This is a genomic window from Streptomyces sp. HUAS YS2 (assembly GCF_033343995.1).
Lineage (GTDB): Bacteria > Actinomycetota > Actinomycetes > Streptomycetales > Streptomycetaceae > Streptomyces > Streptomyces solicathayae.
Window position 1 is genome coordinate 416,967 of record NZ_CP137573.1, and the last position, 23,667, is coordinate 440,633.

Annotated in this window: 26 protein-coding genes; 13 read left to right on the forward strand and 13 right to left on the reverse strand. The window is 74.0% G+C overall.

All coding sequences use genetic code 11. The annotated features are described in order from the left end of the window. Positions 1-9: 9 nt before the first annotated feature. Together R2D22_RS02005 and R2D22_RS02010 are read right to left on the reverse strand one after the other, a co-directional pair. Positions 10-657, reverse strand: a complete 648-nt coding sequence (locus R2D22_RS02005) for a class I SAM-dependent methyltransferase (RefSeq protein ID WP_318100589.1) — start codon at positions 655-657, stop codon at positions 10-12. Between the two features lie 93 nt (positions 658-750). Next, positions 751-1,809 carry a GNAT family N-acetyltransferase gene (locus R2D22_RS02010; RefSeq protein ID WP_318100591.1) on the reverse strand — a complete coding sequence of 353 codons (1,059 nt, stop codon included), beginning with the start codon at positions 1,807-1,809 and terminating at the stop codon, positions 751-753. A gap of 107 nt (positions 1,810-1,916) precedes the next feature. Between R2D22_RS02010 and R2D22_RS02015 the strand changes: the two genes are divergently transcribed. Then, positions 1,917-2,480, forward strand: a complete 564-nt coding sequence (locus R2D22_RS02015) for a type 1 glutamine amidotransferase domain-containing protein (protein ID WP_318100592.1) — start codon at positions 1,917-1,919, stop codon at positions 2,478-2,480. A gap of 24 nt (positions 2,481-2,504) precedes the next feature. Here the strand turns inward: R2D22_RS02015 and R2D22_RS02020 are convergent, their stop codons facing one another. Next, complete coding sequence (locus R2D22_RS02020; protein ID WP_318100594.1) at positions 2,505-3,752, reverse strand: YncE family protein; 1,248 nt, start codon at positions 3,750-3,752, stop codon at positions 2,505-2,507. Positions 3,753-4,045: 293 nt separating this feature from the next. Here R2D22_RS02020 and R2D22_RS02025 point away from each other — a divergent pair, with 293 nt between their 5' ends. From R2D22_RS02025 to R2D22_RS02035, 3 genes are all read left to right on the forward strand, one after another. Next, on the forward strand, positions 4,046-4,873 hold the full coding sequence (locus R2D22_RS02025) for a hypothetical protein (RefSeq protein WP_318100596.1): 828 nt from the start codon (positions 4,046-4,048) through the stop codon (positions 4,871-4,873). Between the two features lie 64 nt (positions 4,874-4,937). Continuing rightward, a complete protein-coding gene (locus R2D22_RS02030; RefSeq protein ID WP_318100599.1) occupies positions 4,938-5,294 on the forward strand; it encodes a hypothetical protein in 357 nt (118 codons plus the stop codon). Positions 5,295-5,585: 291 nt separating this feature from the next. Continuing rightward, the gene (locus tag R2D22_RS02035) at positions 5,586-6,221 is read left to right on the forward strand and encodes a LysE family transporter (protein WP_318100601.1); all 636 of its coding nucleotides are present in this window, start codon (positions 5,586-5,588) and stop codon (positions 6,219-6,221) included. 144 nt (positions 6,222-6,365) lie between these two features. Here R2D22_RS02035 and R2D22_RS02040 read toward each other — a convergent pair whose 3' ends face one another. After that, entirely contained in the window at positions 6,366-7,946 is a 1,581-nt protein-coding gene (locus R2D22_RS02040; RefSeq protein ID WP_411977120.1) for a molybdopterin-dependent oxidoreductase, read from the reverse strand. A 141-nt stretch (positions 7,947-8,087) separates the two neighbouring features. Between R2D22_RS02040 and R2D22_RS02045 the strand changes: the two genes are divergently transcribed. Next, entirely contained in the window at positions 8,088-8,675 is a 588-nt protein-coding gene (locus R2D22_RS02045; protein WP_318100607.1) for an Rv1733c family protein, read from the forward strand. A 41-nt stretch (positions 8,676-8,716) separates the two neighbouring features. Here the strand turns inward: R2D22_RS02045 and R2D22_RS02050 are convergent, their stop codons facing one another. Next, positions 8,717-9,412 carry a helix-turn-helix domain-containing protein gene (locus tag R2D22_RS02050; protein ID WP_318100608.1) on the reverse strand — a complete coding sequence of 232 codons (696 nt, stop codon included), beginning with the start codon at positions 9,410-9,412 and terminating at the stop codon, positions 8,717-8,719. Positions 9,413-9,549: 137 nt separating this feature from the next. Between R2D22_RS02050 and R2D22_RS02055 the strand changes: the two genes are divergently transcribed. Beyond that, entirely contained in the window at positions 9,550-10,155 is a 606-nt protein-coding gene (locus R2D22_RS02055) for a CBS domain-containing protein (protein WP_318100610.1), read from the forward strand. Between the two features lie 294 nt (positions 10,156-10,449). Here R2D22_RS02055 and R2D22_RS02060 read toward each other — a convergent pair whose 3' ends face one another. Together R2D22_RS02060 and R2D22_RS02065 are read right to left on the reverse strand one after the other, a co-directional pair. Then, the gene (locus R2D22_RS02060) at positions 10,450-10,749 is read right to left on the reverse strand and encodes a DUF1876 domain-containing protein (RefSeq protein WP_318100613.1); all 300 of its coding nucleotides are present in this window, start codon (positions 10,747-10,749) and stop codon (positions 10,450-10,452) included. A 147-nt stretch (positions 10,750-10,896) separates the two neighbouring features. Next, positions 10,897-11,664 (reverse strand): VOC family protein, encoded by a 768-nt coding sequence (locus R2D22_RS02065; protein WP_318100615.1) that lies wholly within the window; start codon positions 11,662-11,664, stop codon positions 10,897-10,899. Positions 11,665-11,942: 278 nt separating this feature from the next. Between R2D22_RS02065 and R2D22_RS02070 the strand changes: the two genes are divergently transcribed. Next, complete coding sequence (locus R2D22_RS02070; RefSeq protein ID WP_318100617.1) at positions 11,943-12,527, forward strand: hypothetical protein; 585 nt, start codon at positions 11,943-11,945, stop codon at positions 12,525-12,527. A 201-nt stretch (positions 12,528-12,728) separates the two neighbouring features. Here the strand turns inward: R2D22_RS02070 and R2D22_RS02075 are convergent, their stop codons facing one another. Beyond that, positions 12,729-14,156, reverse strand: coding sequence for a L,D-transpeptidase (locus tag R2D22_RS02075; RefSeq protein WP_318100618.1), 1,428 nt, complete (start codon positions 14,154-14,156; stop codon positions 12,729-12,731). 141 nt (positions 14,157-14,297) lie between these two features. Continuing rightward, a complete protein-coding gene (locus R2D22_RS02080; RefSeq protein WP_318100621.1) occupies positions 14,298-14,936 on the reverse strand; it encodes an SRPBCC family protein in 639 nt (212 codons plus the stop codon). Positions 14,937-15,025: 89 nt separating this feature from the next. Here R2D22_RS02080 and R2D22_RS02085 point away from each other — a divergent pair, with 89 nt between their 5' ends. The 5 genes from R2D22_RS02085 to R2D22_RS02105 all read left to right on the forward strand — a co-directional run bounded on the left by R2D22_RS02085 (position 15,026) and on the right by R2D22_RS02105 (position 19,144). Then, positions 15,026-16,120, forward strand: coding sequence for an ABC transporter substrate-binding protein (locus R2D22_RS02085; RefSeq protein ID WP_318100623.1), 1,095 nt, complete (start codon positions 15,026-15,028; stop codon positions 16,118-16,120). A gap of 70 nt (positions 16,121-16,190) precedes the next feature. Then, positions 16,191-16,748 (forward strand): PadR family transcriptional regulator, encoded by a 558-nt coding sequence (locus tag R2D22_RS02090; protein ID WP_318100625.1) that lies wholly within the window; start codon positions 16,191-16,193, stop codon positions 16,746-16,748. 88 nt (positions 16,749-16,836) lie between these two features. Beyond that, a complete protein-coding gene (locus tag R2D22_RS02095; protein WP_318100628.1) occupies positions 16,837-17,292 on the forward strand; it encodes a peroxiredoxin in 456 nt (151 codons plus the stop codon). Between the two features lie 133 nt (positions 17,293-17,425). Continuing rightward, complete coding sequence (locus tag R2D22_RS02100) at positions 17,426-17,869, forward strand: RrF2 family transcriptional regulator (protein WP_318100630.1); 444 nt, start codon at positions 17,426-17,428, stop codon at positions 17,867-17,869. Positions 17,870-17,962: 93 nt separating this feature from the next. Continuing rightward, complete coding sequence (locus R2D22_RS02105; protein WP_318100632.1) at positions 17,963-19,144, forward strand: globin domain-containing protein; 1,182 nt, start codon at positions 17,963-17,965, stop codon at positions 19,142-19,144. Between the two features lie 323 nt (positions 19,145-19,467). Here R2D22_RS02105 and R2D22_RS02110 read toward each other — a convergent pair whose 3' ends face one another. Continuing rightward, on the reverse strand, positions 19,468-19,842 hold the full coding sequence (locus R2D22_RS02110; protein WP_318100634.1) for a hypothetical protein: 375 nt from the start codon (positions 19,840-19,842) through the stop codon (positions 19,468-19,470). Between the two features lie 134 nt (positions 19,843-19,976). Here R2D22_RS02110 and R2D22_RS02115 point away from each other — a divergent pair, with 134 nt between their 5' ends. Further along, positions 19,977-20,525 carry a DUF6328 family protein gene (locus R2D22_RS02115; RefSeq protein WP_318100638.1) on the forward strand — a complete coding sequence of 183 codons (549 nt, stop codon included), beginning with the start codon at positions 19,977-19,979 and terminating at the stop codon, positions 20,523-20,525. Between the two features lie 42 nt (positions 20,526-20,567). Here the strand turns inward: R2D22_RS02115 and R2D22_RS02120 are convergent, their stop codons facing one another. The 3 genes from R2D22_RS02120 to R2D22_RS02130 all read right to left on the reverse strand — a co-directional run bounded on the left by R2D22_RS02120 (position 20,568) and on the right by R2D22_RS02130 (position 23,634). Further along, positions 20,568-22,112, reverse strand: a complete 1,545-nt coding sequence (locus tag R2D22_RS02120; RefSeq protein WP_318100641.1) for an ATP-dependent DNA ligase — start codon at positions 22,110-22,112, stop codon at positions 20,568-20,570. Between the two features lie 45 nt (positions 22,113-22,157). Continuing rightward, positions 22,158-23,117: a DUF6397 family protein gene (locus R2D22_RS02125; RefSeq protein ID WP_318100644.1), complete on the reverse strand. Its 960-nt coding sequence runs from the start codon at positions 23,115-23,117 to the stop codon at positions 22,158-22,160. Between the two features lie 103 nt (positions 23,118-23,220). Next, positions 23,221-23,634 (reverse strand): roadblock/LC7 domain-containing protein, encoded by a 414-nt coding sequence (locus tag R2D22_RS02130; RefSeq protein ID WP_318100646.1) that lies wholly within the window; start codon positions 23,632-23,634, stop codon positions 23,221-23,223. Between the last annotated feature and the right edge of the window lie 33 nt (positions 23,635-23,667).

Here is a 23,667-nt window from a genome sequence, read left to right on the forward strand (position 1 = left end):
GCCCGCGCGCTACCGCGCCTTGCGGGCCAGCAGGTAGGCCTGCGGAGTCGATTCGTCCGGGTCCGCCGCGCGCTCCATCCGGGCCTGGACGGTGAAGCCCGCCTCCCGGAGCAGTACCTCGATCTTCTCCGGTCGCAGCCGGTGGAAGTCGAGGTCCACCGCGTGCCCGAACGCCTCGGTGAAGCTGAGCGGTTCGTCGCCGACCTGGAAGCCGAGCAGCAGCAGTCCGCCGGGGGCCAGCACCCGGTGGAACTCGGTGAGCGCCGCCGGGACGGCCTCCGGGGCGATGTGGATCAGCGAGTACCAGGAGACGAGACCGCGCAGGGCGCCGTCGCCGAGGTCCAGGGCGGTCATGCTGCCCTCCTCGAACCGCAGCTGCGGGTGGTCCCGGCGGGCCAGCGCGACCATCGCCGGGGAGAGGTCGACGCCGCGTACGTCGAGGCCCTGCCCGTGCAGCCGCGCGGTCACCTCCCCCGGCCCGGAGCCCACCTCGACCACGGGGCCGCCGCCGGCCGTGCGGACGAGGGCGGCGAAGGCGTCGAGCATCGCCAGGGCGAGGGGCTGGGCGTCGTGCACTCCGGCGTAACGCTCGGCGTAGTCGGCGGCTATGGCGTCGTACGACACCCGGGTGGCGTGGAGGAAGGCGGGCTCGGTCATGGTCGAAGACCGTACCCGCCCCTCGGCCTCGCGCGGTGTGTTGGCGTGGGCGCCGGGCCGGCGGCCTCGGCGGCCGGCCCGGGCCCTGCGCGGTCAGGCGACGGCGGGTCTTCTGAGTTCGTAGCAGACCGTGCCCGTCTCGGCGAAGCCGGCGCGGGCGAGCACCCGCCGCGAGGCATCGTTGTCCTCGTCGGCGCGGGCCCGCAGCGCGGCGACCCCAGGTTGCCGGAACGCCCAGTCGGCGAGCACCTGTACGGCCTCGGTGGCGTAGCCCCGGCCGCGCGCCGACTCGACGACGTCGTAGCCGATCTCGGCGGTGCCGTCGCCGTCCGGGTCGGCGTGGAAGCCGATGCCGCCCACGGCCAGGCCGTCGTCTGCGCGGACGATCGCGTACGTGCCCCAGCCCGGCCGGAACCTGCCCTCGTCGCGGGCCTTCACGACCCGGCCGGCCGCGCTCCGGATGCCCTCGCCGGGACCGGCGTCCGCCCAGGCGAAGCCGCCGGTGCCGCCCGCGTGCAGGTCGTCCGCCACCCGCGGCGACACCTCGCAGAGCACCAGGCGTTCGCCGCGCAGCGGGTCGGCGTACCAGCGCCAGGCGGCGAGCCGGGGCAGTCCGGGACGCTCGGCCCGGCCGGTGGCCCACAGCAGGTCCTGCCACGGGTCGTCGCTGCGCGGGGTGTGCGGGAAGAGCCGGTCGAGGATCTTGGCGCAGAGCGGCGCGGGTCCCTGCCAGCCGGGCACGTCGAGCGCGCCGAGCATGTCGTACGTGTGCAGAAGCACTTCGAGGACGCCCATGGCGGCGAAGCCGTCACCACCGGCGCTGCCGAAGGGATGCCAGGCCTTCAGTTCCGCGGGGGACGTCCGGACCACGGCGGACAGCAGGCCGCCGGTCGCCTCGATGATCCGGACCAGACCCTCCGGGGTGGTGCCGGGGTCGGCGGCGATCTCGAACGGGACGTACGCGTCGGTGGCCCGGCCGGTCAACTGCCCGGCGTAGGCGGTGAAGTCACTGCCGATGTGCACGGCCGTGTCGTAACAGCTCCACTCCAGTCCGGAGGCGTGGACGGACCAGTCCCGGTCCGTCACCGCGCGTAGAGAAGCGGCGGTGAGTTCCACCGCCGCGTCGATGTCGTCTGCTCCCATGATCGCCATGGCCGCTGACCCTAGGCGGTCAGCGCCGCCCCCGCCAACGCATTGCGGCCCGGGGGTCGCCGGGCGAGGCTGGAGGGGAGGAACACCCGGCGGCGGAGGAAGGCGGCATGCCCGAGAAGTCCCTGGAGGGCCGGAACGTACTGGTCATCACGACGAACCACGGCACGGAACAGAGCGAGCTGCAGAAGCCGGTGGCCGCCCTGCGCGGGGCGGGTGCGCGGGTCACGGTGGCGGCCCGGACGTCCGACGACATCGAGACGGTGGTCTCCGACCGGGGACCCGGCGAGCGGATCCGGCCGGACACCACGTTCGCGGAGGTGTCGGCGGACGACTACGACGCGGTGGTGGTGCCCGGCGGCACGGTGAACGCGGACCGGCTCCGGATCGACCACCACGCACAGCGCCTGGTCTCGGCCTTCGCAGACGCGGGCAAGGTGGTGGCGGCGATCTGTCACGGCCCGTGGTTGCTGGTGGACAGCGGGCTGGCCGCCGGTCGGGAGCTGACCTCGTACCCGACGCTGCGGGCGGACCTGTCGAACGCGGGCGGGACGTGGGTGGACCGGGAGGTCGTGATCGACGACAGGGGCGGCTACCGGCTGATCACCTCGCGCCGCCCCCGCGACCTGGACCGCTTCGCGGCCGCCGTCGCGGAGGCGTTGCGCACCCGTTGACCCGCCGGTCCGGTGGCCGCGCGGTCAGCGCCGCCAGTCGGCGGTGACGTGGCCGACGCGGACGCGCTGCGGGTGGTCGCCCACCGGTACCGAGGCGACCTTCCGGCCCGTGGAGAAGTCGATCGCGGTGATGCGGTCGGCGCCGCTCTCGGAGATGACGCAGGACTTGCCGTCGCCGCTGACGGTCGCCCAGTACGGCTTGGACGCCGGGATCAGCGGGCCCTCCTGGAGGGTCTCGCGGTCCACGACGGTGGCGTAGTCGTCCATGGTGCCGGCGACGCACAGGTGGTCCCCGTCGGGGCTCATGGACAGGCCGTGGTGACGCGAGTCGTTGACCCAGGTCGTGCGGTCCTCGCTGGTCTCCGGGTTCTTCGGCAGGGTCTTGACCCGGGTGACCTTGTCGGCGGCCACGTCGTACTCGACCAGGCCGTTGAAGAACGACACCTGGAAGTACAGGTGCCGCTCGTCCGGGGTGAAGGCGACCGGGCGGACCGCGTCGGACAGGTCCTTGCGGCCAAAGGCGTCGAGCCGCTCGCGCATGTCGATGGTCCGCACCTGCTTGTAGGTGGTGGCGTCGACGACGCTGATGTGCCGGTCGCCCTTGGTGAAGTCCAGCCAGGGGGCGTCGAGCGCGGTGTTGACCTCGCCGATCGCCATGTTCCACAGGTAGCGGCCGTCGCGGCTGAACACGTTCTCGTGCGGCTTGTCGCCGCCCTTGAACGAGCCGAGCTCACGGCCGCTGCGGATGTCCAGGACGTGCACCGTGTTGGAGGTGGACGCGGAGACGGCGACGCGCGTGCCGTCGGGCGACACGGCCATGTGGTCTGAGCGGAACCCGGAGACGGGGAAGCGCCAGTTGATCCGGCCGCTGGCGAGGTCGATCGACACCACGTCGGCGAAGCTCGGCCGGGAGACGACCACGGCGGTGCCGTCGGGCGTGGAGTACATGTCGTCGACGAACTGGTCGTGGCCCTCGCCCGCGGACTCGCGGATGCCGAGGAAGAACGCCAGCTTCAGCGGGTTCCAGTAGATCTCGCGGAGGCGGTCCGCCTTGTCCGGGATGACGTTCACGCGGCCGATCCGGGCGAAGTCGCCGCGCGCCTCGACGACGTCGGCGGTGCCCTCCCAGTTGTTGCCGACGAACATGACCTCGCGCAGACCGGGATCGGCCGCCGCCGGGGCGGCAACGGAGCCGGTGGTGGCGAGTACGGCGAGCGCGGCGGCGATGCACCCGGCCGTCCGGCGGGCACGGCTGCGCGGTGCGGTCGACACGATGGTCCTCCCGGTGGTCTCTGCCGGCCCGATGCCGGCGTCCCGGCGGTGTTACCGACGGTGTTACTTTCAAGTAAGTAAGCGGAACCGTAGGGAGGTCGGCGCCCGGAGACAAGACCCGTGCACGAACCTGTCCGGATGCGGCCCGCGCCCCCGCCCTGCCGCCCGCGCCGCCGAACGGGTGTTGCCCCCGTGCGCCCCCGATGCGTACGGGAGAACGGGGACGGGCGGAGCGCAGGATCGCTCCGGGCTCGCGCGGTGCGAGATCCTGGATGCAGGAGGAGGCGTACGCCATGTCCGGCAAGGCGCGGTTCGACGACATCTACGACCGGCCCGACCCGCGGGCGTACTTCCGGCGGCTCGCTCCGCTGGAGTACGAGATCCCGCACCACGCGCAGGCCGCCTTCCGGCGCGCCGCGGCCGCGACGGACGGCGGGACGGTCCTGGACCTGTGCTGCTCGTACGGCATCAACGCGGCCCTGCTCAACCACGACGTGTCGCTGTCGGAGCTGTACCGGCACTACACCGCGCCCGGCGTGAAGGACCTCACCACGGCCGAACTCGTGCTGCGGGACAAGCAGTTCTACGGGGCGCGGCGGCGCGCTGACGCCCTCCACGTCATCGGGCTCGACATCGCAGGCCGCGCACTCCGGTACGCCCAGGACGTCGGCCTGCTGGACGACGCGTTCGCCGAGAACCTCGAACGGGACGCGCCGAGCGCACGGCTGCGGGAGGCGATGGCCGGGGTCGGCCTGCTCACCCTGACCGGCGGCGGCAGCTACCTCACCCGGCGCACCTTCGACGCGCTCCTCGCCTGCGCCCGTCGGCCCGTCCGGGTCAGCGCGTTCGTGCTGCGCACCGTCTCGTACGTGCCCGTCGCCGAGACCCTGTCGGGGTACGGGCTGCGCACGGTCGCCGACGTCACCCGGACCTATCCGCAGAGGCTGTTCACCGACGCCCGCGAGGAGGCGTTCGCCGTCGAGGCGGTCCGGGCGCTGGGCGCGGACCCGGCGGGGCGGGAGGAGTCGGGACGGGCGGGGCCGGGGCGCTTCCACACCGTTCTGTACGAATCCGGGCCCCCGGACGCGTGGGAACCGGTGCCGGGAGGGAAGGACTCCTAGAAGGCGGCGGGACGGAACGCCGGAGGAGGCCGCCGAGGGTGCGGCCGTGGGGAGTCGATGCCTGGTGGGACTGCTCGTGATCGTCTCCGGCGCGGTGCTGATGGCCGTCGGGGTCATCTGGAAGGGCCGGATCGTGCGCCCTCTGTCCCGCGCCCGTGCGCGGGCCGTCGACGCACGGCTGTACCACAGGCATCTGGTGCGCTCCGCGGACCTGGCGATCGCGTCGGCACGCGACGCGGCGGGTCACGGCGAACCGGCCATCGTGACCGTTGCCGACGTCCTGCGGGTGCTCGACGAGCGGTTCGGCTACGTGGAGGTCCCCCGGTGGCAGGCCGGCAACGTGCTGCGCCGTCGGTTCGAGCGGGCTGGGTGCGCTGCGGACTGCGTCACGGACGCGTACCACCAGGACGCGCGACGCTGACGCTCCGGGCGGACGGCGCGGGGCGGGGCGGGGCGGGCCACGGCGTCGGCACAGGCGCCGGCGCCGGCGCCGGCGCCGGCGCCGGCGCCGGCGCGGGCGCGGGCGCGGGCAACGGCGTCCGGGGCCGACGGGGCGGGTGCGGAAAACCGTTTGTCGGGGACGAGCCGGGTCGGGCACGATCCGGCGCATGAACCCGACCTTCCACGCCTTGCTGCCGCTGATCCCCGCCGACCGTTCGGTGCGTGAGCAGCAGCAGACCGGCCTTCACCGGAGGCTCGATCCGCCGCACGCGTGAGCGGCGCGCTGGTCGCCGGACTGCTCGCCGGACTCGGCATCGCCATGCCGGTCGGAGCGGTCGCGACCTACCTCGTCGCGGTCACGGCCCGGACGGACCTGAGGACGGGCGCGTGCGCCGCCCTCGGGGTCGCGACGGCCGACGGCCTGTACGCGCTGATCGCCGTCGCCGGCGGCGCGGCCCTCGTCCCCGTCCTCCAGCCGTTCCTGGTACCGCTGCGCATCGCCTCCGCCGTCGTGCTCGTCGCCCTCGCGGTGCGCGGGGCGGCGACGGCGATCGCGCGGTACCGCGCCCGCGGACCCGCCGGGCCGGCGAGCGAGGAGACGCCCCTCGGTCCACTCCGGGCCTACCTGGGCTTCCTCGGGATCACGATCATGAACCCCTTGACCGTGGTCTACTTCGCCGCGCTCGTCATCGGCGGGCCGAGCGGCTCCCTCACCGGCCCGGTGAACCGCTCCGTCTTCGTCGCGGCCGCGTTCGCCGCGTCGGCGGCCTGGCAGCTGCTGCTCGCCTCCGGCGGCGCACTCCTCGGACGGTCACTGACCGGCAGCAGGGGCCGCCTGGCCACGGCGACGGCATCGAGCACGCTGATCGTGGTCCTCGCGGTCCACCTGCTCGTCACAGCCGCGTGAGGCGCCGTCGGTCCCCGGTTCGGGGGCCGCCCGGCCGGCGGTCGCCCGGACCTCCCGAAGGATCGGTACCACCGCGTACCGCCCGGGGGGAGCCCCATGGCCCAGGACCCGGGCCGCTCAGCGGCCCGTCGGCCGCCGTGGAACTCACTCCACGCGGACCCTGATCGTGTGCCGCCCGGTCGCACCGTCCGGCATCGTGCCGGTGCGCCGGGCGGTCTGCGTCTCGCCGCTTCCGTCGGTCGCGCGGACCGTCAGGGTGTGCTCGCCCGGGGTCGCCCGCCACCGCAGGAACCACTGCCGCCAGGTGTCCGGGCCGTCCGACGCGGCGAGTTCGGCCCGCTCCCATGGGCCCTCGTCCACCTGCACCTCCACGCGTTCGATGCCGCGGCGCTGCGCCCAGGCGACGCCCGCGACGACGACCGTCCCGGCGCGCAGCCGGGCCTGGTCCCGCGGAGTGTCGATGCGGGACTGCGTCTTGACGGGCGCTCGGGCCGCCCAGCCGTTGCGCGCCCAGTACGCGTCGTAGGCGTCGAAGGTGGTGAGCTCGATCTCCTCGATCCACTTGCAGGCGGAGACGTATCCGTACAGGCCTGGAACGAGCATCCGGACCGGGAAGCCGTGCGTGAAGGGCAGCGGCACGCCGTTCATCCCGAAGGCGAGCAGGGCGTCGCGGCCGTCCATGACGTCCTCGACGGGGGTGCCGATCGTCATCTCGTCGACGGAGCGGGCCACGAGCTGGTCGGCCGGACCGCCGCGCGACGGCGGGCGCACGCCGGCTTTGCGAAGCAGGTCGGCGAGCCGGACGCCGGTCCAGCGGGCGTTGCCGATGTAGGGGCCGCCGACCTCGTTGGAGACGCAGTTGAGGGTGAGGTCGCGCTCGATCACCGGACGGTCCAGCAGATCCTGGAAGGTGAGCGTGAGTTCCTTGGTCACCCCGAGGCCGTGGACGCGCAGCCGCCAGCGCGCGGCGTCGATCTTGGGGACCACCAGGGCGGTGTCGACGCGGTAGAAGTCCTTGTTCGGGGTGATGAACGGGCTGATGCCGGCGACGGCGAGCTGCGTGCCGCGGGGGCGCGGCGGGACCGGCTCGTCGGGGCGGGGCAACCGCACGTCCGCGCGGGACGCCTCCGCGTCCTTCGAGCGGTTCGCGCCGAGGGACCGGCCGAGGGCGGCCACGCCGGTGGCGGCCAGGGCCGTCGCGCCGGCCGCGAGGAGAAAGCGGCGCCGGGACCCGGCGGGCGCTCCGGGGCGGGCGACGAGCCGTCCGACCAGCCAGTACAGCAGGCCGGCCCCGGCCGCCGCGCCCACCAGGGATGGCAGGGCGTCCGCGGCGGAGCCGGCGTCGGGCCGGGTCGCGGCAGCGACCGCGCCGATGACGCCGAAGGCCAGCAGGCCCGCGGCGCCGGCGCCCCGCCGCCACAGCTCCCACTGCCCGAGCAGCACGGCGACGACGGCGAGGACGACCAGAATGCCGAGCTGAAGGACCGTCTTGTCGCTCTCGCCGAATGTGCGGATCGCCCATTCCTTGAGGGGCGCGGGCGTCAGGTCGATCGCCGAGCCGCCGACCGCGGTCACGGGGCCGGCCTCGGGCCGCACGGCTGCGGCGACCAGCTCGGCCACCGCGAGCGCTGCGTAGCCGGCCACCACGCCCGCGACGGAGGCGAGCAGGCGGGCGGTAGGGGTGGGCGGGTCGGCCGGGAGCGGGGGCGGGGAGCTCACCCGCACATCATCCGGGCGCGACCCCCTGTCCGCCAGGACGCGGGGCACCGCGTGCCGCATCCTCTCCAGGCGCTGCCCGCCGCGTGGCGGCCTCCGGAGGGGAGGAGCACGCTGGAGGGGAGGCCCTGCGGAGGGGTGGTGGATGCGATGGCCGCGCCAGTGTGGAGACAGGAATGGCGCGACCATCCGCTGCGCCGGCCCGTGGACGTCGTCGAGGCCTGGGCGTTGCTCGTCGTCGGTGTGGCGCTCTGGGTAGGCGCCCCGGTCGCCGGTCTGGCGGCGGGCTGGTCGGTGTACAGGCACGACAGCGCCGTCGCGGTGGAGCAGGCGGCGACCCGGGAGCGGGTCCCCGCGGTGGTCCTGGAGAACGCCTCGGACGTGGCCCCGTCGACGTACGACTCGGGGCGGGGCATCAAGGCGCAGGTGAAGGTCCGGTGGACCGGGAGCGACGGTCAACAGGGCCAGGGCAAGGCGTTCGTCCCCGCCGACACCAAGCGCGGCGAGCAGACGCCCATCTGGCTGGACGAGAAGGGGCGGATGACGAGTCCGCCGCTCAGCGGCACGGACGTATGGCTCGGCGCCGCGACCATCGGCGTCACCTCGACCGCCTTCGCCGCGGGCACGGCCGCGGTGGTGGGTGTCGGCGTCCGCCGGATCGCCGACCGGCGGCGGGCGGCCCAATGGGAGTACGAGTGGCGCCGCACGGGCCCGGACTGGACGCGTGGGTACGCGTGAGTCACGCCCTGCCGCGTGCGGCACGGGCCCGCGCGGCGGGCTCAGGAGCCCGCGAGCAGGATCCGACGGCCGGTGACGCGACGGGGGGCGAGCAGCGTCCAGTGACTGTCCTCGCCGCCCGTCCAGGGGCCGCCGTCCGCGCGGGCGGCCAGCCGTTCGACGACGGTGGGGTCGGTGACGTCGTGGACCGGACCGACGAGCAGGACGCTCCAGCCCTGCCCGGACATCTCGTCGATGTGGTCGGCCTCGAAGGCCACATCGGGGCCGGCGGCGGTCGGCCGAGCGCTGCTGCCGCTTCTGGTGCTGGTGCTGGTGCTGCTGCTGCGGAACGCCACCTCGCCGTCCGTGACCAGGTAGTTCACCGGGAGGACGGCAGGGCCGTCGGGGGTGGTCAGGGCGATCCGGCCGAGGCCGTGCGCGTCGAGCAGGTCCCAGCATTCGGCGGCGTCGAGTTCCACGGTGCGCAGCAGCGCCGTGTACGGCCGGCCGCCCGGGATCGCGCCGGTCAGGACCGGCACCGTGGTCTCCAGCGCGTCGGCGAGCCGGAGCAGGAAGGCGACGCCGGGCGTGGCGGGCTGTTCCTCCAGGTACTGGATGTAGCCGGGCGCGGAGCCCGCCCGGAGCGCCAGCTCCTCACGGGACAGCCCGAGCTCGTGCCGTCGGGCCGCCACCCTGCGGCCGATGTCGCCGCGCGGGTGCGGGGCCCCGTTGCGGGGCGACTGCGTCTCTCGGTCCATCGGGGCCACTCCTCGTCCGGGCCCTCGGACCCTCCAGCGGGGAACCACCTCCATGGAACCACCCGTTCCGTTATCGGGACACCGGAGAGACCGGTGCCCGCGCCCCCACGCGGGGGCGGAGAAGGGACGAGCACGCGATGAGGCACAGGAGTGTCGCCGATCTCATGACCCCGACGGCGGTCGCCGTGCAGCGCGGCACACCGTTCAAGGAGATCGCGCGGCTGCTCGACGAGTACGGCATCACCGCCGTGCCCGTCGTCGACGACGCCGAACGGCCCGTGGGGGTCGTGTCCGAGGCCGATCTACTGCGCCGTCACACCGAGAAGAACGGGCCGAGCACCGCCGAGGGCATGATGTCCAGCCCCGCGGTCGTGGCCCGGCCGGCCTGGAGCGCCGTCGAGGCGGCGCGGGTGATGGAGCGGCACCGCATCAAGCGGCTGCCGGTGGTGGACGGCGACGGACGGCTCATCGGCGTCCTGAGCCGCAGCGATCTGCTGCAGCTGTTCCTGCGCCGCGACCGGGCGATCCAGGAGGAGATCCTGGAGGAGATCGTCACCCGCACGCTCGGGCTGCCGCCGTCCGCCGTCACGATCGACGTCGACGAGGGCCGCGTGACGCTGAGCGGCACGTTGCCGCGCCGGAGCCTCGGCCCGATCGTCGTCCGGCTGTGCGAGAGCGTGGACGGCGTGGTGGAGGTGGAAGACCGGCTGGGGTACGAGGAGGACGAAGCGCTGGGAGCGTGAGGAGGCCGGGGCGACGCGGAGATACGACGAAACAGGGCAGAGGTACCCCCCGGGGCAGCGTACGAGACGGAGCACGGTTCACGCGCCGGCGACGCGACGGGGCGCCGGTCACGCGCCGGCGACGCGACGGGGCGCCGGTCACGCGCGGGGCGTAGCGGGCGTACGAGGTGAGGCACCGGACGGTGGTACCAGGTGGGGCACCGCCCATGTCCGGGCGCGGCGCCGCTCCCGGACCGGTCTCCCGCCGCCCCGGGGCCTGGGGCGTTCAGCCGTCGGACGGCGGCCGCGGGCGGGTCAGGTGACCGCCTCCGGCCAGCCGTAGCCGGGGCCGGTGTGCTGCGGCACGGTCCCCGCGCCGACGGCCTCCATGTCCCGGTTGGCCTCTCGCATCAGCTGCGCCGCGAGGTCCTTCATGGCGCGGCTGGCCGCCAGTTCGTCGCCGATCACGGGGACGTCGACGTCCGACGGGTTGCACCGGGCGGTTCCCTTGCCGGTGAGCGTCGATGTGCCCGTGTCGAGCTCCGCACGGGCCCTCGTCGTGCCCTCGTCCTCGGTCAGGCTCAGGCCGACCGTCCACTGCACCGTACGTGTCATGGCCTGCCTCCTTGTCCGCATACCGTGCCTACCGTGCGTGGTCCGCGGCTCCCGACCCGCCCCCGGGCCGATGCGGTCGCGCAACCGTTCCTGTTCCCAGGATCCACCCGGCGGACGGCGAACGCACACCGCCGCCGGCGGCGCGTCTCAGGCCTCCGTGCGGGTGGGCGCGGCAGGTGCGGCGGTTCCGGACTCGCCGATCGTGAACAGCCCGCCGTCCGGGTCGCGCAGGGTCGTCCAATGGCCCGCGCCGCCGCTGTGCACGCCTCGTACGACGCTTCCGCCGAGCCGCACCGCGGTGTCGGTGGCGGCGGCCACGTCGGGCACCCGGAAGTGCACGTGCCAGCGGGGCCGGATCTGTGGGTCGGGGGCCTCCTCGACCGCGCCTCCGCTCAGCCGCGCCACGGCCATTCCGCCGTGCCGGAGGACGACGTGCTCACCCTCGTACGAGACCTGTACGCAGTCGGGCCGGCCACCCGCCCAGTCGAGGACCTCGCCGTAGAAGATCGCCGCGGCGAAGGCGTCCCGGGTGCGCAGTTCCAGCCAGGCGGGGCCGCCGTCGTCGTCGGCGTCGGAACGCCAGTCCGGGATGGCCTTTCCCTCCCAGATGCCGAACACGGCGCCCTGCGGGTCGGCGGCGAGGGCGGCGCGTCCGGTGCCGAAGGACAGCGGGCCGACGGCGACGGTGCCGATGCGCTCGCGGATCCGTGCGGCGGCGACGTCGGCGTCGTCGACGGCGAAGTACGGGGTCCAGGCGACGGGCACGGACAGGCTCCCGGCCATGGCGCCGATACCGGCCAGGGGGCGCCCGCCGAGGAAGCCCACCGAGAACTCGGGTCCGAGCTCGGACGGCCGGAACCGCCAGCCCAGGACCTCTCCGTAGAAACGCTGCGCCGCGTCGAGGTCGCGTGCCATCAGGCTGACCCAGCACGGTGCGCCGAACGCTTCGTGATGTGGCGTCGACACCGCTGCCAAACCTCATCCCTCGCGTGTGACCGGACCCTGGAACGCTAACCCGGCTGCGGACGCGGCGCAGCCAGGGAGGCCGCTCGGGCCCACACGGGCGGGCCGGGCGGGGCCATTCGGCGGCGTCGAGATGCGGCCGTGGCGGCCGGTGGGTGTCATGGGCTCGGCGCACCGCGGCCCGCCGCCGGGCCGGACGTGGTCCGCCCCGGCCGGACGGAGGACCCGCCATGACCCGCCCCACCGGAACACGTGCGGTCCTCGCCACCGCCTCGGCGGTCCTGCTCGCGCTGTCGGCGGGGTGCGGGGCGGCCGACGGCCGTACGGCCCAGGGGACGGCCGGCCGGCCGAAGCACGGGGCCGACGAGACCTGGTTCACCACTGCGGGCGTCACCCCGGAGGACCCCGAGGCGCTCCTCCAAGAACTCCGCGCGGGCCGTGCGCCGAAGGCCCTGGGGCTCGTCCGGTCGGGGGCGACGGCCGGCGCGTCGTACGCGTACGTGAACTGGGAGTGGTCCCTGTGGCCACCCGGTCTGCGCCCCGTCGGCGTGGCACTGACACCGGTCCGGACCGGCGGGACGACCGTGGCGGTCGGCCCGGTACGACAACACGGCAGAGTGCCGGAACTCTCCCTGCGCGTGGCACGTATCGCGAGCGACGACGCCTGGACGGCCCCGCTCCCCGAATGGCAGCACACCCCGCACACCTTCCAAGGCCCGGCCGCCCACGGATTCACCTTCCAGTACGTCGTCGAGGGCGAACCCTCCCCGGACCCTCTCCAAGGCCCGAACGAGCGGGCCGCGCCCCGCCCTTGACGGCCCGAGTAGCGCCGGGCAGAGGGGGTGCGTGGGTCTGCGGGCGAGCGGGCGCCGACGGCCCCGCACTGCCGAACCGGCTCGCGATACGCCGGGGCCGCCTGGCCGTCGTCCTCGGACGAGGGCGTTCCGACGTACGGGTTCCGTTGCCCGCCGAGCGTCTGCGGCTCGTGACTTACGCGCTCTCCGGTTGACCACCCGTCAGACCTCGGGGTGCAGAGGCCCGGTGGCCTCTGCTTCGCGGCTCAGGGCGGGGCCCTGGGCGCTGCCGCGTTGCCAGTCGGGCCAGCGGAGGTTCCAGTCGCCGAAGCCGTTGTCGAAGGGGGTCATCTCCTCGCCCTCGCCGTTGACCACCTGGACGATGTCGCCCTCGCGCACCGCCGCGAAGAGCCAGGCGGCGTCCTCGGTGCTCATGCCCGTGCAGCCGTGGCTGACGTTGTCGGTGCCCTGAGCGTCCAGGGACCAGGGGGCGGCGTGCAGGTACTCGCCGCTCCAGGTGACGCGGGTCGCCCAGCGCACCTTGAGGTCGTAGAAGTCCTTGCTCTTCTTGGAGATGCCGATGGAGTCGCCGCGCATGCGGACCAGGGGTTCCTTGCCGAGGACGACCTTGATGCCGCCGCGCGTCCGGTAGCCGGCCTTGCCGGTGGTGACGGGGATGGTGCGGACGATCTGGCCGTTGCGACGGACGGTCATGAGGTGGGCGGCGACGTCCGTGACGGCCTCGACGCGGTCGCCGGTGCCGATGGTGAGCGGGCGGGAGGGGCCGCCGACGAGCGCGTCGGTGATCTGGACGCCGTCGAGTGCGGAGCGGACGTGGACGGTGGCATGGATCGGCCAGTAGGTGCGAGGCCGGTAGTGCAGGGTGGTGGGGCCGACCCAGTGCCAGGCGCCCTCGACGCGGGGCTGGGAGTGGACCTCCAGGGCGCGTTCCACGTGGGCCCGCGCGTGAGCGTTCCCGGCCGGCACGGGGTGGCTGAGTTCGGCGGTCAGCGGCTGGCCGACGCCGTAGCGGCCGGGGCCGGGCCCGAACGCGACGGTGAGCCGGCCTTCGTCGGAGGCGGCGGGGGCGGGGGCGGTGGCGAAGTGCAGGCGCGTGAAACGGCGTTCGCCGGCCGCGCCGCGGCCCGCGTCCTCTACGGCGATCCGGACGGTGTACCGGTGGCCGGCCGGCACCTGTCCGGTGCTGGTCCAGCGCGTTCCGTTGGGGCTCACGACCCCGGCGAGGCGGCGGCCGCGGCTGTCGGCGACCGTGATGTCGGCCAGTCCGCCCGGGGACTTGAGCCGGATCTCGACGGGCCCGCCGGGCCAGGCGGGCAGGTCCGGCAGGGCGGGTCCGGCGTCGGTGCCCGCGGCGTCCTGGCCGGGGCGGGTGGTGAGTACGGCCGTGCGGTGCACCGCGCCGGTCGCGGCACAGACCCCGTCGGCGCCGCCGCAGTCGTCCAGTACCGCCCCGGCGTCGGCGAACGTACGGGCGACGGAGACGACCGCGGTGCCGTCGCCGGCGGACGAGCCGCCGTCGTCCGCGGGCCGGTCCGGGCCCGCAGGCCGGGCGGCTGCGGTCAGCAGGACGACCCCCGCCACCACGGAGACGGCTCCCCAGCTCTTGACCGACCTGTGCACCGGCGCCATGCGGCCCTCCCCGACTCGTCCGTGTGGTGTGCGAGCATCAAAACGGACGAGATCGGAAAAGATGATCAACGCACCGGGCGTGGCGCGGCTCCGCCCCCGGAGACGACTCGAAAGCACCAACGCCCGCGCCGCCGCGGGTCGTCAGCGCGCGGGTTCGGGCAGCGGTTCGCCGGTTTCGAGCAGCGTCTTGAGGCTGGAGAGCAGGACCGGCCAGCCCTCGCCGATGAGGCCGCGGATGGTGCCGCCGGGCTCGAGGTCGTCGTGCACGACCGTCAGCTTGACGATGTCCCCGGACGGTTCGATCTCGTAGCTCACCTTCGAGCGCCGCTCGGCCGCGAGCCGGGCGAGCGCGTCCTCCCCGATCCCGGCGATCCGCGCCCACTCCTCCGTGAAGGTGTGCCACGTGTACGAGAGCCGGCGGCCGGGCACCGCCTCCAGGACCACCTGCTCCGGGTCCGCCGTCTTCCGGCCCGCCTCGTCCCAGACCATCGTCGCCCCGACGGTCCACTCCGACTCGAAGGCCACGCCCCAGTACTGCCGGGTGAGTTCCGGGTCGGTCAGCGCCTTCCAGAGGTCGTCGGGCGTGGTGAGGATGTACGTGGTGTAGACGAACGCGTTGCTGTCCATCGGGGTCTGCTCCCATGCGGTCATCGGGGCGGCGGGACCGCCGCACCCCCAGGCGTGCTGCTCCATCTGGCATTCGTTCGTACGACCGCCGGGCGAGCGGGCCCGGTCCGACACGCCGCCGGGGTCACCCGCCTCGCCCAGCTCGGCGAACAAATAATCGGTTGCCTCCGGGCCAGGGCGGTGGATCGAATGACCGCGATCGCATCACCTCAACCGGATCGCTTCCGAGGAGACGTAACCCGATGAACACGCCGGCCACGCCGCCCTCGCCGTCCGTCCTCCTGGGAGCTCTCGTCCCGCTGACCCGGCCCGGCTGGGTCGAGGCGGGCCGGCACCTGCTGGCCGGGCTCGAACTCGGCGTGCGCGAGGTCAACGACGCCGGCGGGGTCGACGGCCGGCCGCTGGAGCTGGTGGTCCGGGACACCGCGGCCGATCCGGAGCGGGCCGCGGCGGCCGTGGACGAACTGGCCGGCCTGGGCGTGGCCGCCGTGACGGGCGAGTACCACAGCGTCGTCGCCCGCGCCGCCGCCGCGCGTGCCGACGCCCTCGGCGTCCCGTTCCTCTGCTCGTCCGCGGTGCTCGACGCGCTCACCGAGGAGCCGACGGAGTGGGTCGCGCGGGTGGCCCCGGCCCAGTCCCACGGCTGGCGGATCTATGCGGACTTCCTGCTCGGCGCCGGCCGGGACCGGGTCGCCGTGGTGACCCAGCCGAGTGTCTACTGGGCGTCCGGGACGCGCCTCCTGCGGGAGCATCTCGCCGCTCGCGGCGGCACGGTCGTCGAGCTCGACGCCAACGCGCTGACGCCCGAGGCCCTGTGCGACGCGCTCGTCGAGCACGGCGCGACGGCGCTCCTCCTGCTGGTCGGCACCCCCGAGCCGGCGGTGCCGATCGTGAGGGCCGTCCGGGGCGACGAGCGGCTCGCGGAGATCCTGATCGGCGCTCCGGCCGGACAGCCGGAGTTCGCCGGATGGGCCGCGGAGCTGGGTGCGGACGGCGCCGGAGTCCCCTTCCTGCGCTACCTCCCCGAGGTTTTCGGCCCGCTCGGCGAACGCGTCGGGAAGGAACTGCACGAGCGGCTCGGCGAAGCACCTTCGTTCGTCGCGTACGAGGGATGGGACACGGTCGCCGTGCTCGCCGAGGTGTTGCGTGCCCACGGCACGGACCCGGCGGCCGTCGCCGGGGCGTGGCCGCGCGTGGCGGTCGACGGCACCCGCGGGCCGATCCGGTTCTCCCGCACGCCGGGCATCGGCGTGTGGCAGTGGGCCTGGCCGCCCGTGCAGGTCGTCGACCGGGACCCGGCGGAGCCCGACCGCTTCCGGATCCTGCACACCGGCTGAGACGGTCGACGCCGTGGCGTCCCGGACTAGGTGCGGAATCGATTAATCGTCAGAGTGCTAACGTGCCCGGATGTCTCTCAAGCACGCCGTGCTGGCCGCCCTCCTGGAGGGCGAGTCCTCCGGGTACGACCTGGCCAAGATCTTCGACGTCTCGGTGGCCAACTTCTGGGCGGCCACGCCGCAGCAGCTGTACCGGGAGCTCGACCGGCTGGCGGAGAACGGTCTCGTGGCGGCGCGTGTGGTGCAGCAGGAGCGACGGCCGAACAAGCGGCTGTTCCGGCTGACCGAGGAGGGGCGGCAGGAACTGCACGCCTTCACGGCCGCCGATCCGCGGCCGACGGCGATCCGCGACGAGCTCATGGTGCAGATCCAGGCCGTCGACGAGGGCGACGCCGAGGCCGTACGGAACAGCGTCGAGAAGCACCTGGACCGTACGCGGGCGCGGCTGGCCCGCTTCGACCGGCTCCGGGACCACCTGCTGGCCGGCCGCGACGAGGCCCTGTACCTGCGGGAGGCCGAGCGGATCGGGCCGTACCTGACGCTGATGCGGGGCCGTTCCTTCGAGCAGGAGAACCTGCGCTGGGGCGAGCAGGTCCTGGCGGTGCTGGCCGCGCGTACCGGAATCTGAGCCTCGCCCGGCATCGACCGGGCGACTACCCTCCGGTAGGGTCACGGCGTCCCGCAGGGAGCGGGCGGCCGGAAGGGGCGCGAGTCGGATGAAGATCGGTGACGTCGTCGAGGACTTCAGTCTGCCCGACGAGACCGGCACGGTGCGGACCCTCGGCGAACTGCTCCAGGACGGACCCGTCGTCCTGTTCTTCTACCCCGCTGCCATGACCCCCGGCTGCACCGCAGAGGCCTGTCACTTCCGCGACGTGGCCGCCGAGTTCAGGGCCGCGGGCGCGCAGCCGGTGGGCGTCAGCGGTGACCCGGTCGACCGCCAGCAGGAGTTCGCGGACAAGCACAGCCTCGGCTACCCCCTCCTCTCCGACCCGGACGGCGCGGTCCGCTCCCGCTTCGGCGTGCAGCGCGGCTTCTCGCTCGCCCCGACGAAGCGGGTGACGTTCGTCATCGACCAGGACCGGACGGTGCTGGAGGTCGTCCGCAGCGAGTTCCGGATGAGCGCCCACGCCGACCGGGCCCTGTCGGCGCTGCGCGCACGCACGCGCTGACGCACAGGCCGCGGCCCCACAGGCGGCCCCTCAGAGGCTTCCTCGGCTCCTCCCCTGGTCTCCCTCAGGGCGCCCGGCAGCCTCGGGGCACCCTTAATACGAATCCCACATGCCGGTTTGCTACGGTCTTCTCGTGCGGTTGACGAAGTTCACCGACCTGGCGCTGCGTGCCGTCATGCGCCTGGCGGTCTCCGAGCAGGACGATTCGGCCACCACCCGCGAGGTGGCCGAGGCGATGGCCGTGCCGTACGCCCATATGGCCAAGGTCGTCACCCGGCTGCAGCACCTCGGCGTCGTGGAGGCGCGGCGCGGTCGCGGCGGCGGGCTCGCCCTGACCGACGTGGGCCGACGGGCTTCGGTCGGCTGGCTGGTGCGGACGCTGGAGGGCGAGGAGGAGGTCGTCGCCTGCGAGGGCGATCCACCCTGCCCGCTGCGCGCCGCGTGCCGGCTGCGTGGAGCCCTCCGGTCCGCACAGGAGGCGTTCTACCGCACGCTCGATCCGCTCACCGTCGCGAACCTGGTCGAGTCCCCCACCGGCCCCGTCCTCGTGTCCCTGAGCGGGCGCCGCACCGACTGAGCCCCGCGGCACCGCGATTTCCTCACCACCCGTTCGATCCGTGATCCCTCACGGCCTTAAATACGCAGATCATCTACCAGATATGGAGTCCCGATGCTTTCCGAGCAGGCCACCCCGGTCGTCCGCACCACGCTTCCCGTGGTCGGAGCCCACCTCGACGAGATCACCGAGCGGTTCTACTCGGGACTCTTCACCGCCCACCCCGAACTGCTGCGTGACGTGTTCAACCGCGGCAACCAGGCCACCGGCGACCAGCGGCGCGCGCTGGCCGGTTCGATCGCGGCCTTCGCCGGCGCACTCCTGGAGCACCCCGGGACCCGCCCGGACGTCATGCTCGGCCGGATCGCGCACAAGCACGCCTCCCTCGGCGTGACCGCCGACCAGTACAAGGTGGTGCACGAGCACCTGTTCGCCGCGATCGTGGCGGTCCTGGGCGAGGCCGTGACGGACGAGGTCGCCGCCGCGTGGGACGAGGTGTACTGGCTGATGGCCAACGCGCTCATCGCCCTGGAGTCGCGGCTCTACCAGGAGACCGGGGTCCCGGACGGCGAGGTCCGGCGTTCGATGGAGATCGTCGAGCGGCAGGAGGAGACGCCGGACACGGCCTCCTTCCTGCTGCGGCCCGCCGACGGCTCGCCGGCCGGCGCGTTCCGCCCGGGCCAGTACGTCAGCGTCCAGGTCGAACTCCCCGACGGGGCGCGGCAGATACGCCAGTACAGCCTCTCCTCCGCACCCGGCAGTCCGCTCTGGCGGATCACGGTCAAGCGGATCGACGGTGACCCGGCGGGCGAGGTGTCGTCGTGGCTGCACGCCCACGCCGCGCCCGGCGACGTCCTGACGGTGTCGGCCCCGTTCGGCGACCTTGTCCTGCCCGAGGGCGACGGGCCGGTCCTGCTCGCCTCGGCCGGCATCGGCAGCACCCCGATGCTCGCCATGCTCGGCCACCTGGCCGCCACCGGCTCCACCCGCCCGGTCACCGTCGTGCACGCCGACCGCTCCCCCGCCGCGCACGCCCACCGGGCCGAACTGCTCCGCCTGGTCGCGGAGCTGCCCGACGCCCGGCTGCACCTCTGGTACGAGGAGCCGGGCGACACCGACGCCCGCGCGGGACGCGCGGAGGTCGGCCTCCTCGACCTGTCGGCCGGCACCACCGCGTACCTCTGCGGCCCGCTCCCCTTCATGCGCGCCGTCCGCGGCGACCTGCTGGCGCGGGGCGTCGCCCCGGCCGACGTCCACTACGAGGTGTTCGGCCCGGACCTCTGGCTCGGCGCCTGACGCGGGTGTGGCACGCGCCGGGCTCCGGGACCCGGACCCGGCGTGGTCGGCTGGGACATGTCGATGGGGCTCAAGGGCCGTCCGGGGTCTCGTCCACGCGAACGACAGAGCCCCGACTGGACGGGGGATTCCAGCCGGGGCCGTGTGTCGTGACCGGAAGAGCGCTGCCTCACCCGGGGGGGGGGAGGGGCGGGCGCGCCGTACCTTCACGGCCACATAAACATGAACGATAAACCATGGCTCCGTGTTCCGGACTTCTCCACCCCTACCGTGTGAGTCACCTCACTCCCGCCCTGACCGGGCATTTCCCTCCACCGGGCCGCTCAGCGGGAGGCGAGGAGGAGGCGCGCCTCGGTCTCCTGATCCCCGGAGACCGACTCCAGCGACCGCACGTCGAAGCTCTGCGCCAGGACCTTCTCGATCTCGTCGACCGCGTGGTACCCGCCGGTCAGCAGCACCGGGACCTCTGCCGTCAGGTGGCCGGGCCGGGCCGCCGCACCGCGTCCGGCCGCCGTGTCGAAGGTCGCCATCCACACGGTGGGCGCGGGCACCTGTCGCGGGGCCTCGGGTGGGGGCACGTCCTCGACCGCGTAGACCCGGTCGAGGGCTTCGAACACCGCCCGCGCGTCGTCGCCGGAACAGTTGCTCAGCTGCACCGTGACATCGGTGTCGATGTGTCGGTCGTCCACGTCGCTCATCTCCTCCCAATCACCCCTCAAGCATCGCCCCGACCCCGCCCGGTCGCGAGCCCTCACCCGGACGGCCCCGCGACGGCGCGCGGAGCGCCCCCTCTGGGTAGAGGCTCGATGGGAACCGAGACCCAGGAGGCGGCATGTCCGGGCAGGAACAAGGACAGACCGGGGAAGACCGTCCGGGCGGGCAGGCGGCCGACGGGGACGGGGACGGCTTGACCCGCGGCCGGCACGAGACCCCCGAGGAGCGCGCGGACCGCCGGTGGACCGAACTGGTGCAGGAGATCCGCGTCGCCCAGACGGGCGTGCAGATCCTGCTCGGCTTCCTGCTCACCGTCGTGTTCGCGCCGCGCTTCGTCGAACTGTCGTCGACCGACCTCGCCCTCTACATCGCCACGCTGGGCCTGGGCTCGGCCGCCACGGGCGCGCTGATCGGCCCGGTGTCCTTCCACCGGATCGTGGCCGGCCGGCGCATCAAGCCGCAGGCCGTCCGGTGGGCGGGCCGGCTGATCGCGGTGGGACTCGCGCTGCTGCTGGCCACGCTCGGCACGGCCCTGCTGCTGGTGCTCCGCTTCGCCACCGACTCCGCGTACGTGCCCTGGCTGGTGGCGGGTCTGGTGACCTGGTACCTCCTCTGCTGGTACGTGCTTCCACTGTGGGCCCGCCGCCGGTACACCAGCGGCGAGTGAGCCGCGGCGGGTGAGCAGCGCCGAGCGCAAGGTGAGCTGTGCTCAGCCGCCGGCCGTGATCCGGTCGACCGTGTCCGCCTCGTCCGGCCGCTTGTCCGGCCGGTACCGCACGACCCGGGCGAACCGGAGCGTCACCCCCGCCGGGTAGCGGGAGGAACGCTGGAGGCCGTCGTACGCGATCTCGACGACGAGCTCGGGCCGCACCCGGACGGTGAACCCGTCGTCCTCGACGGCCAGTTCCCGCAGTCGCTCGGTCTGCCAGCTCAGAACCTCGTCGGTGAGCCCCTTGAACGTCTTGCCCAGCATCACGAACCCTCCGTCGGCGGACCGCGCGCCCAGGTGCAGGTTGGAGAGCAGGCCGGTACGGCGGCCGTGCCCCCACTCGGCGGCGAGGACCACGAGGTCGAGCGTGTGGACGGGTTTCACCTTCAGCCAGCTGCGGCCCCTGCGGCCCGCGACGTACGGGGCGTCCAGCGCCTTCACCAGGACGCCCTCGTGGCCTCTGCGCAGGGTCTCGGCGAAGAACTCCTCGGCGGCCTCCTTCTGTACGGCGGACGTGGGATCGTCGACCACGGTGCGGCGCACCCGCAGTTCCTCCGGCAGCAGCCGGGCGAGCGCCGCGTGCCTGTGCTGCCCCGGCTCGTCGATGAGCGTCTCGCCGCCCAGGGTGAGGACGTCGAAGAACACCGGTGACAGCGGCAGCGCGGCGCGGGCCGTGTCGACGTCCACCCGCGAGCCGACGCGGGAGGCGATGTCCTGGAAGGCCGACGGGCGCCCGTCCGCGCCCAGGGCGATCACCTCACCGTCGAGGATGAACGAGTCGGCGGCCAGGCCCCGGGCCACCGCGACCACCTCCGGCAGCCGGGCGGTGATGTCGTCCAGGGAACGGGTGTGGACCCGTACGTCCTCCCCGAGCCGGTGCACCTGGATCCGGATCCCGTCGAGCTTCTCCTCCACCGCACAGGGCCCGAGCGTGTCGATCGCCTCGCCCACCGACCCCGCCGTGTGGGCGAGCATCGGCAGCACCGGGCTGCCGACCCGGAGGGAGAACTCCGCCAGGGCCGCCGGCCCCTCGGCGAGCACCGCCCGGGCGACCCTCGGCAGCGAGCCCTCCAGCATCACCGCCCGGCGCAGCGCGTCGGCCGGCACTCCGGCGGCGCGCGCCACGCCCTCCAGGGCGATCGCGTCGAGCGCGCCCTGCCGTACCTCCCCGCCGAGCAGTCGCAGCAGGAACTCCTGCTCACGGAGGGTCGCGGCCGCCATCAGCTCGCGCACCCGCCGGATCCGCTCGGCCTGCGATCCCGGCCCCGCCACGGCGGCGAGCTCCGACATCGCCGCGTCCGTTCCGGCCAGCGTCAGCGCGGGCCGTTCGGCAGCCGGCACCTCGGGCGGGATCGCGTGCTTCAGGACGCTCCATCCCACCCCGATCCGCCCCTGCGGCAGACTCCCGGAGAGATAGGCGATGACCAGCGGGCTCTCCTCCGGCGCCGCCTCGGCGAAGAGCCCGGCCAGCGCGGCGATCTTCTCCGACCGCGCGGAGGTGGCGGCGACCTGATGGGAGACATCCGCGAGACGCACCAACAACATGCGCCCATGCTCCCCTCCCCCACCCAGCCCCGCACGCGCGCCGCGTCATCGCCCGACCTCCGGGGGCCGCGGCCCCGTCCGCGGCCGGCGGAGACGCAGCCGGGTCAGCAGCTTCCGCGGGCTCGCCGGCGGCCGTACCGACTCTCTGGCCCGTCCCGCCGCACCCGCCACCGGCCTCGGTGCGGGTGGCGGTGGAGCGGCCGGCCGGGGTGGCCTCGCCGCGGGGCGTGGGGCGGACTGCAGGGCGCGGGCCTCGTCCAGCGCGAGGGCGAGACTCATCCGGTGCCACAGGATCTCGTCCGGATCGTCGGCCACCATGAGCCGGTCGGCGATCTCCCGGGCCGACGCGCCGTCCGGCAGCCCGGTCGGCAGCGGCGGACGCAGCCGGAGCAGGAACGACCGCTCGTACGGATCGCCCACGACCTCGGCCAGCTGCACCGGATCCAGCAGGGACGCGATCGCCGCGGCCCGCTCCCACGGGTCGTCCGTGCCCCGGAGCAGCAGTCCCAGGCGGCGGGCCCGCCAGTTCCGCGGGCGCCGGTCCTCGCCCGCGATCCGGCGGTCGCGGGCTTCGCGCCCCATCCTCGCGGTCAACAGCTCGGCGTGCGCCTCGACGAACTCCCGCAGCTCTCCGGCGAGATAGAGCCAGACCACAGTGTTGTAGCGGTTCAAGTAGAACCGCACAGGACTGACGTGTCCCGTCCGCGCAAGCCAGGTGAAGCGGTCGGAGGAGACGGAGAGCAGCTGGGCGGCCTCCGCCGTGCCCACTGCCCGCACACGTTCACGCAGCCCGTTCGGGAAGTCCGGTGCCGCCCCTAGCCGGTCGAGCTCCTGCTGTTCCACCCTGATCCGGGCCCCGGTCGCCTCGACCGTGCGCACCAGTCCCATCTGGACGGCCAGTTCGAACTCGTCCCACTTCAGTTCCAGCCGCTGCGCCGCTGCCCCGGGCCCCGATACCGGGCCCGCTGCCTGCGCTTCCAAGGCCTTGCTCTCGGTCGTGGTCATGGCGGTCCTCCCCGCGAGCGACGATTACTCTCGGTGACGACCGTAGCGCAGAGTGAAGGGGTCGCGTCGAGCCTGTGGAAAACCTCGGCCCGCAGTCGGCTGCTCAGAGATCGGCGATCCCCGCCACGCCCGGCTGCCGCGCTGCCACCCCGAGGTGCTCGCCGACCCGGTTGACCAGCAGCGTCATCTCGTACGCGACCTGGCCGACATCGGCCTCCGCCGCGCTCAGCACACACAGGCAGCTGCCCTCGCCGGCCGCGGTCACGAACAGCATCGCGTCGTCGAACTCCACCATCGTCTGGCGCGCCCTGCCCGCCCGGAAATGCCGCCCGGAGCCCCGCGCGAGGCTGTGCAGCCCGGACGACACCGCGGCGAGGTGCTCGGCGTCCTCCCGCTCCAGCCCCGCGCTCGCGCCCGTGACCAGCCCGTCGTTCGACAGCACCAGTGCGTGCCGGATGTACTCCACCCGCCGCGTCAGGTCGTCGAGGAGCCAGTCGAGCCCCTTGTCCAGCGCCATGTTCGGTCCTCCCCGTTGATGCGGCCCCGGATC

What these genes read in the sequence shown, in the direction of transcription:
- R2D22_RS02070 (WP_318100617.1), top strand. Translation starts at nt 11,943, where the DNA reads ATGACCCGCCCCACCGGAACACGTGCGGTCCTCGCCACCGCCTCGGCG.
- R2D22_RS02050 (WP_318100608.1), bottom strand. Translation starts at nt 9,412, where the DNA reads ATGGACCGAGAGACGCAGTCGCCCCGCAACGGGGCCCCGCACCCGCGC.
- R2D22_RS02110 (WP_318100634.1), bottom strand. Translation starts at nt 19,842, where the DNA reads ATGAGCGACGTGGACGACCGACACATCGACACCGATGTCACGGTGCAG.
- R2D22_RS02015 (WP_318100592.1), top strand. Translation starts at nt 1,917, where the DNA reads ATGCCCGAGAAGTCCCTGGAGGGCCGGAACGTACTGGTCATCACGACG.
- R2D22_RS02060 (WP_318100613.1), bottom strand. Translation starts at nt 10,749, where the DNA reads ATGACACGTACGGTGCAGTGGACGGTCGGCCTGAGCCTGACCGAGGAC.
- R2D22_RS02010 (WP_318100591.1), bottom strand. Translation starts at nt 1,809, where the DNA reads ATGGCGATCATGGGAGCAGACGACATCGACGCGGCGGTGGAACTCACC.
- R2D22_RS02095 (WP_318100628.1), top strand. Translation starts at nt 16,837, where the DNA reads ATGAAGATCGGTGACGTCGTCGAGGACTTCAGTCTGCCCGACGAGACC.
- R2D22_RS02130 (WP_318100646.1), bottom strand. Translation starts at nt 23,634, where the DNA reads ATGGCGCTGGACAAGGGGCTCGACTGGCTCCTCGACGACCTGACGCGG.
- R2D22_RS02105 (WP_318100632.1), top strand. Translation starts at nt 17,963, where the DNA reads ATGCTTTCCGAGCAGGCCACCCCGGTCGTCCGCACCACGCTTCCCGTG.
- R2D22_RS02065 (WP_318100615.1), bottom strand. Translation starts at nt 11,664, where the DNA reads ATGGCACGCGACCTCGACGCGGCGCAGCGTTTCTACGGAGAGGTCCTG.
- R2D22_RS02025 (WP_318100596.1), top strand. Translation starts at nt 4,046, where the DNA reads ATGTCCGGCAAGGCGCGGTTCGACGACATCTACGACCGGCCCGACCCG.
- R2D22_RS02005 (WP_318100589.1), bottom strand. Translation starts at nt 657, where the DNA reads ATGACCGAGCCCGCCTTCCTCCACGCCACCCGGGTGTCGTACGACGCC.
- R2D22_RS02120 (WP_318100641.1), bottom strand. Translation starts at nt 22,112, where the DNA reads ATGTTGTTGGTGCGTCTCGCGGATGTCTCCCATCAGGTCGCCGCCACC.
- R2D22_RS02055 (WP_318100610.1), top strand. Translation starts at nt 9,550, where the DNA reads ATGAGGCACAGGAGTGTCGCCGATCTCATGACCCCGACGGCGGTCGCC.
- R2D22_RS02090 (WP_318100625.1), top strand. Translation starts at nt 16,191, where the DNA reads ATGTCTCTCAAGCACGCCGTGCTGGCCGCCCTCCTGGAGGGCGAGTCC.
- R2D22_RS02115 (WP_318100638.1), top strand. Translation starts at nt 19,977, where the DNA reads ATGTCCGGGCAGGAACAAGGACAGACCGGGGAAGACCGTCCGGGCGGG.
- R2D22_RS02125 (WP_318100644.1), bottom strand. Translation starts at nt 23,117, where the DNA reads ATGACCACGACCGAGAGCAAGGCCTTGGAAGCGCAGGCAGCGGGCCCG.
- R2D22_RS02045 (WP_318100607.1), top strand. Translation starts at nt 8,088, where the DNA reads ATGGCCGCGCCAGTGTGGAGACAGGAATGGCGCGACCATCCGCTGCGC.
- R2D22_RS02075 (WP_318100618.1), bottom strand. Translation starts at nt 14,156, where the DNA reads ATGGCGCCGGTGCACAGGTCGGTCAAGAGCTGGGGAGCCGTCTCCGTG.
- R2D22_RS02085 (WP_318100623.1), top strand. Translation starts at nt 15,026, where the DNA reads ATGAACACGCCGGCCACGCCGCCCTCGCCGTCCGTCCTCCTGGGAGCT.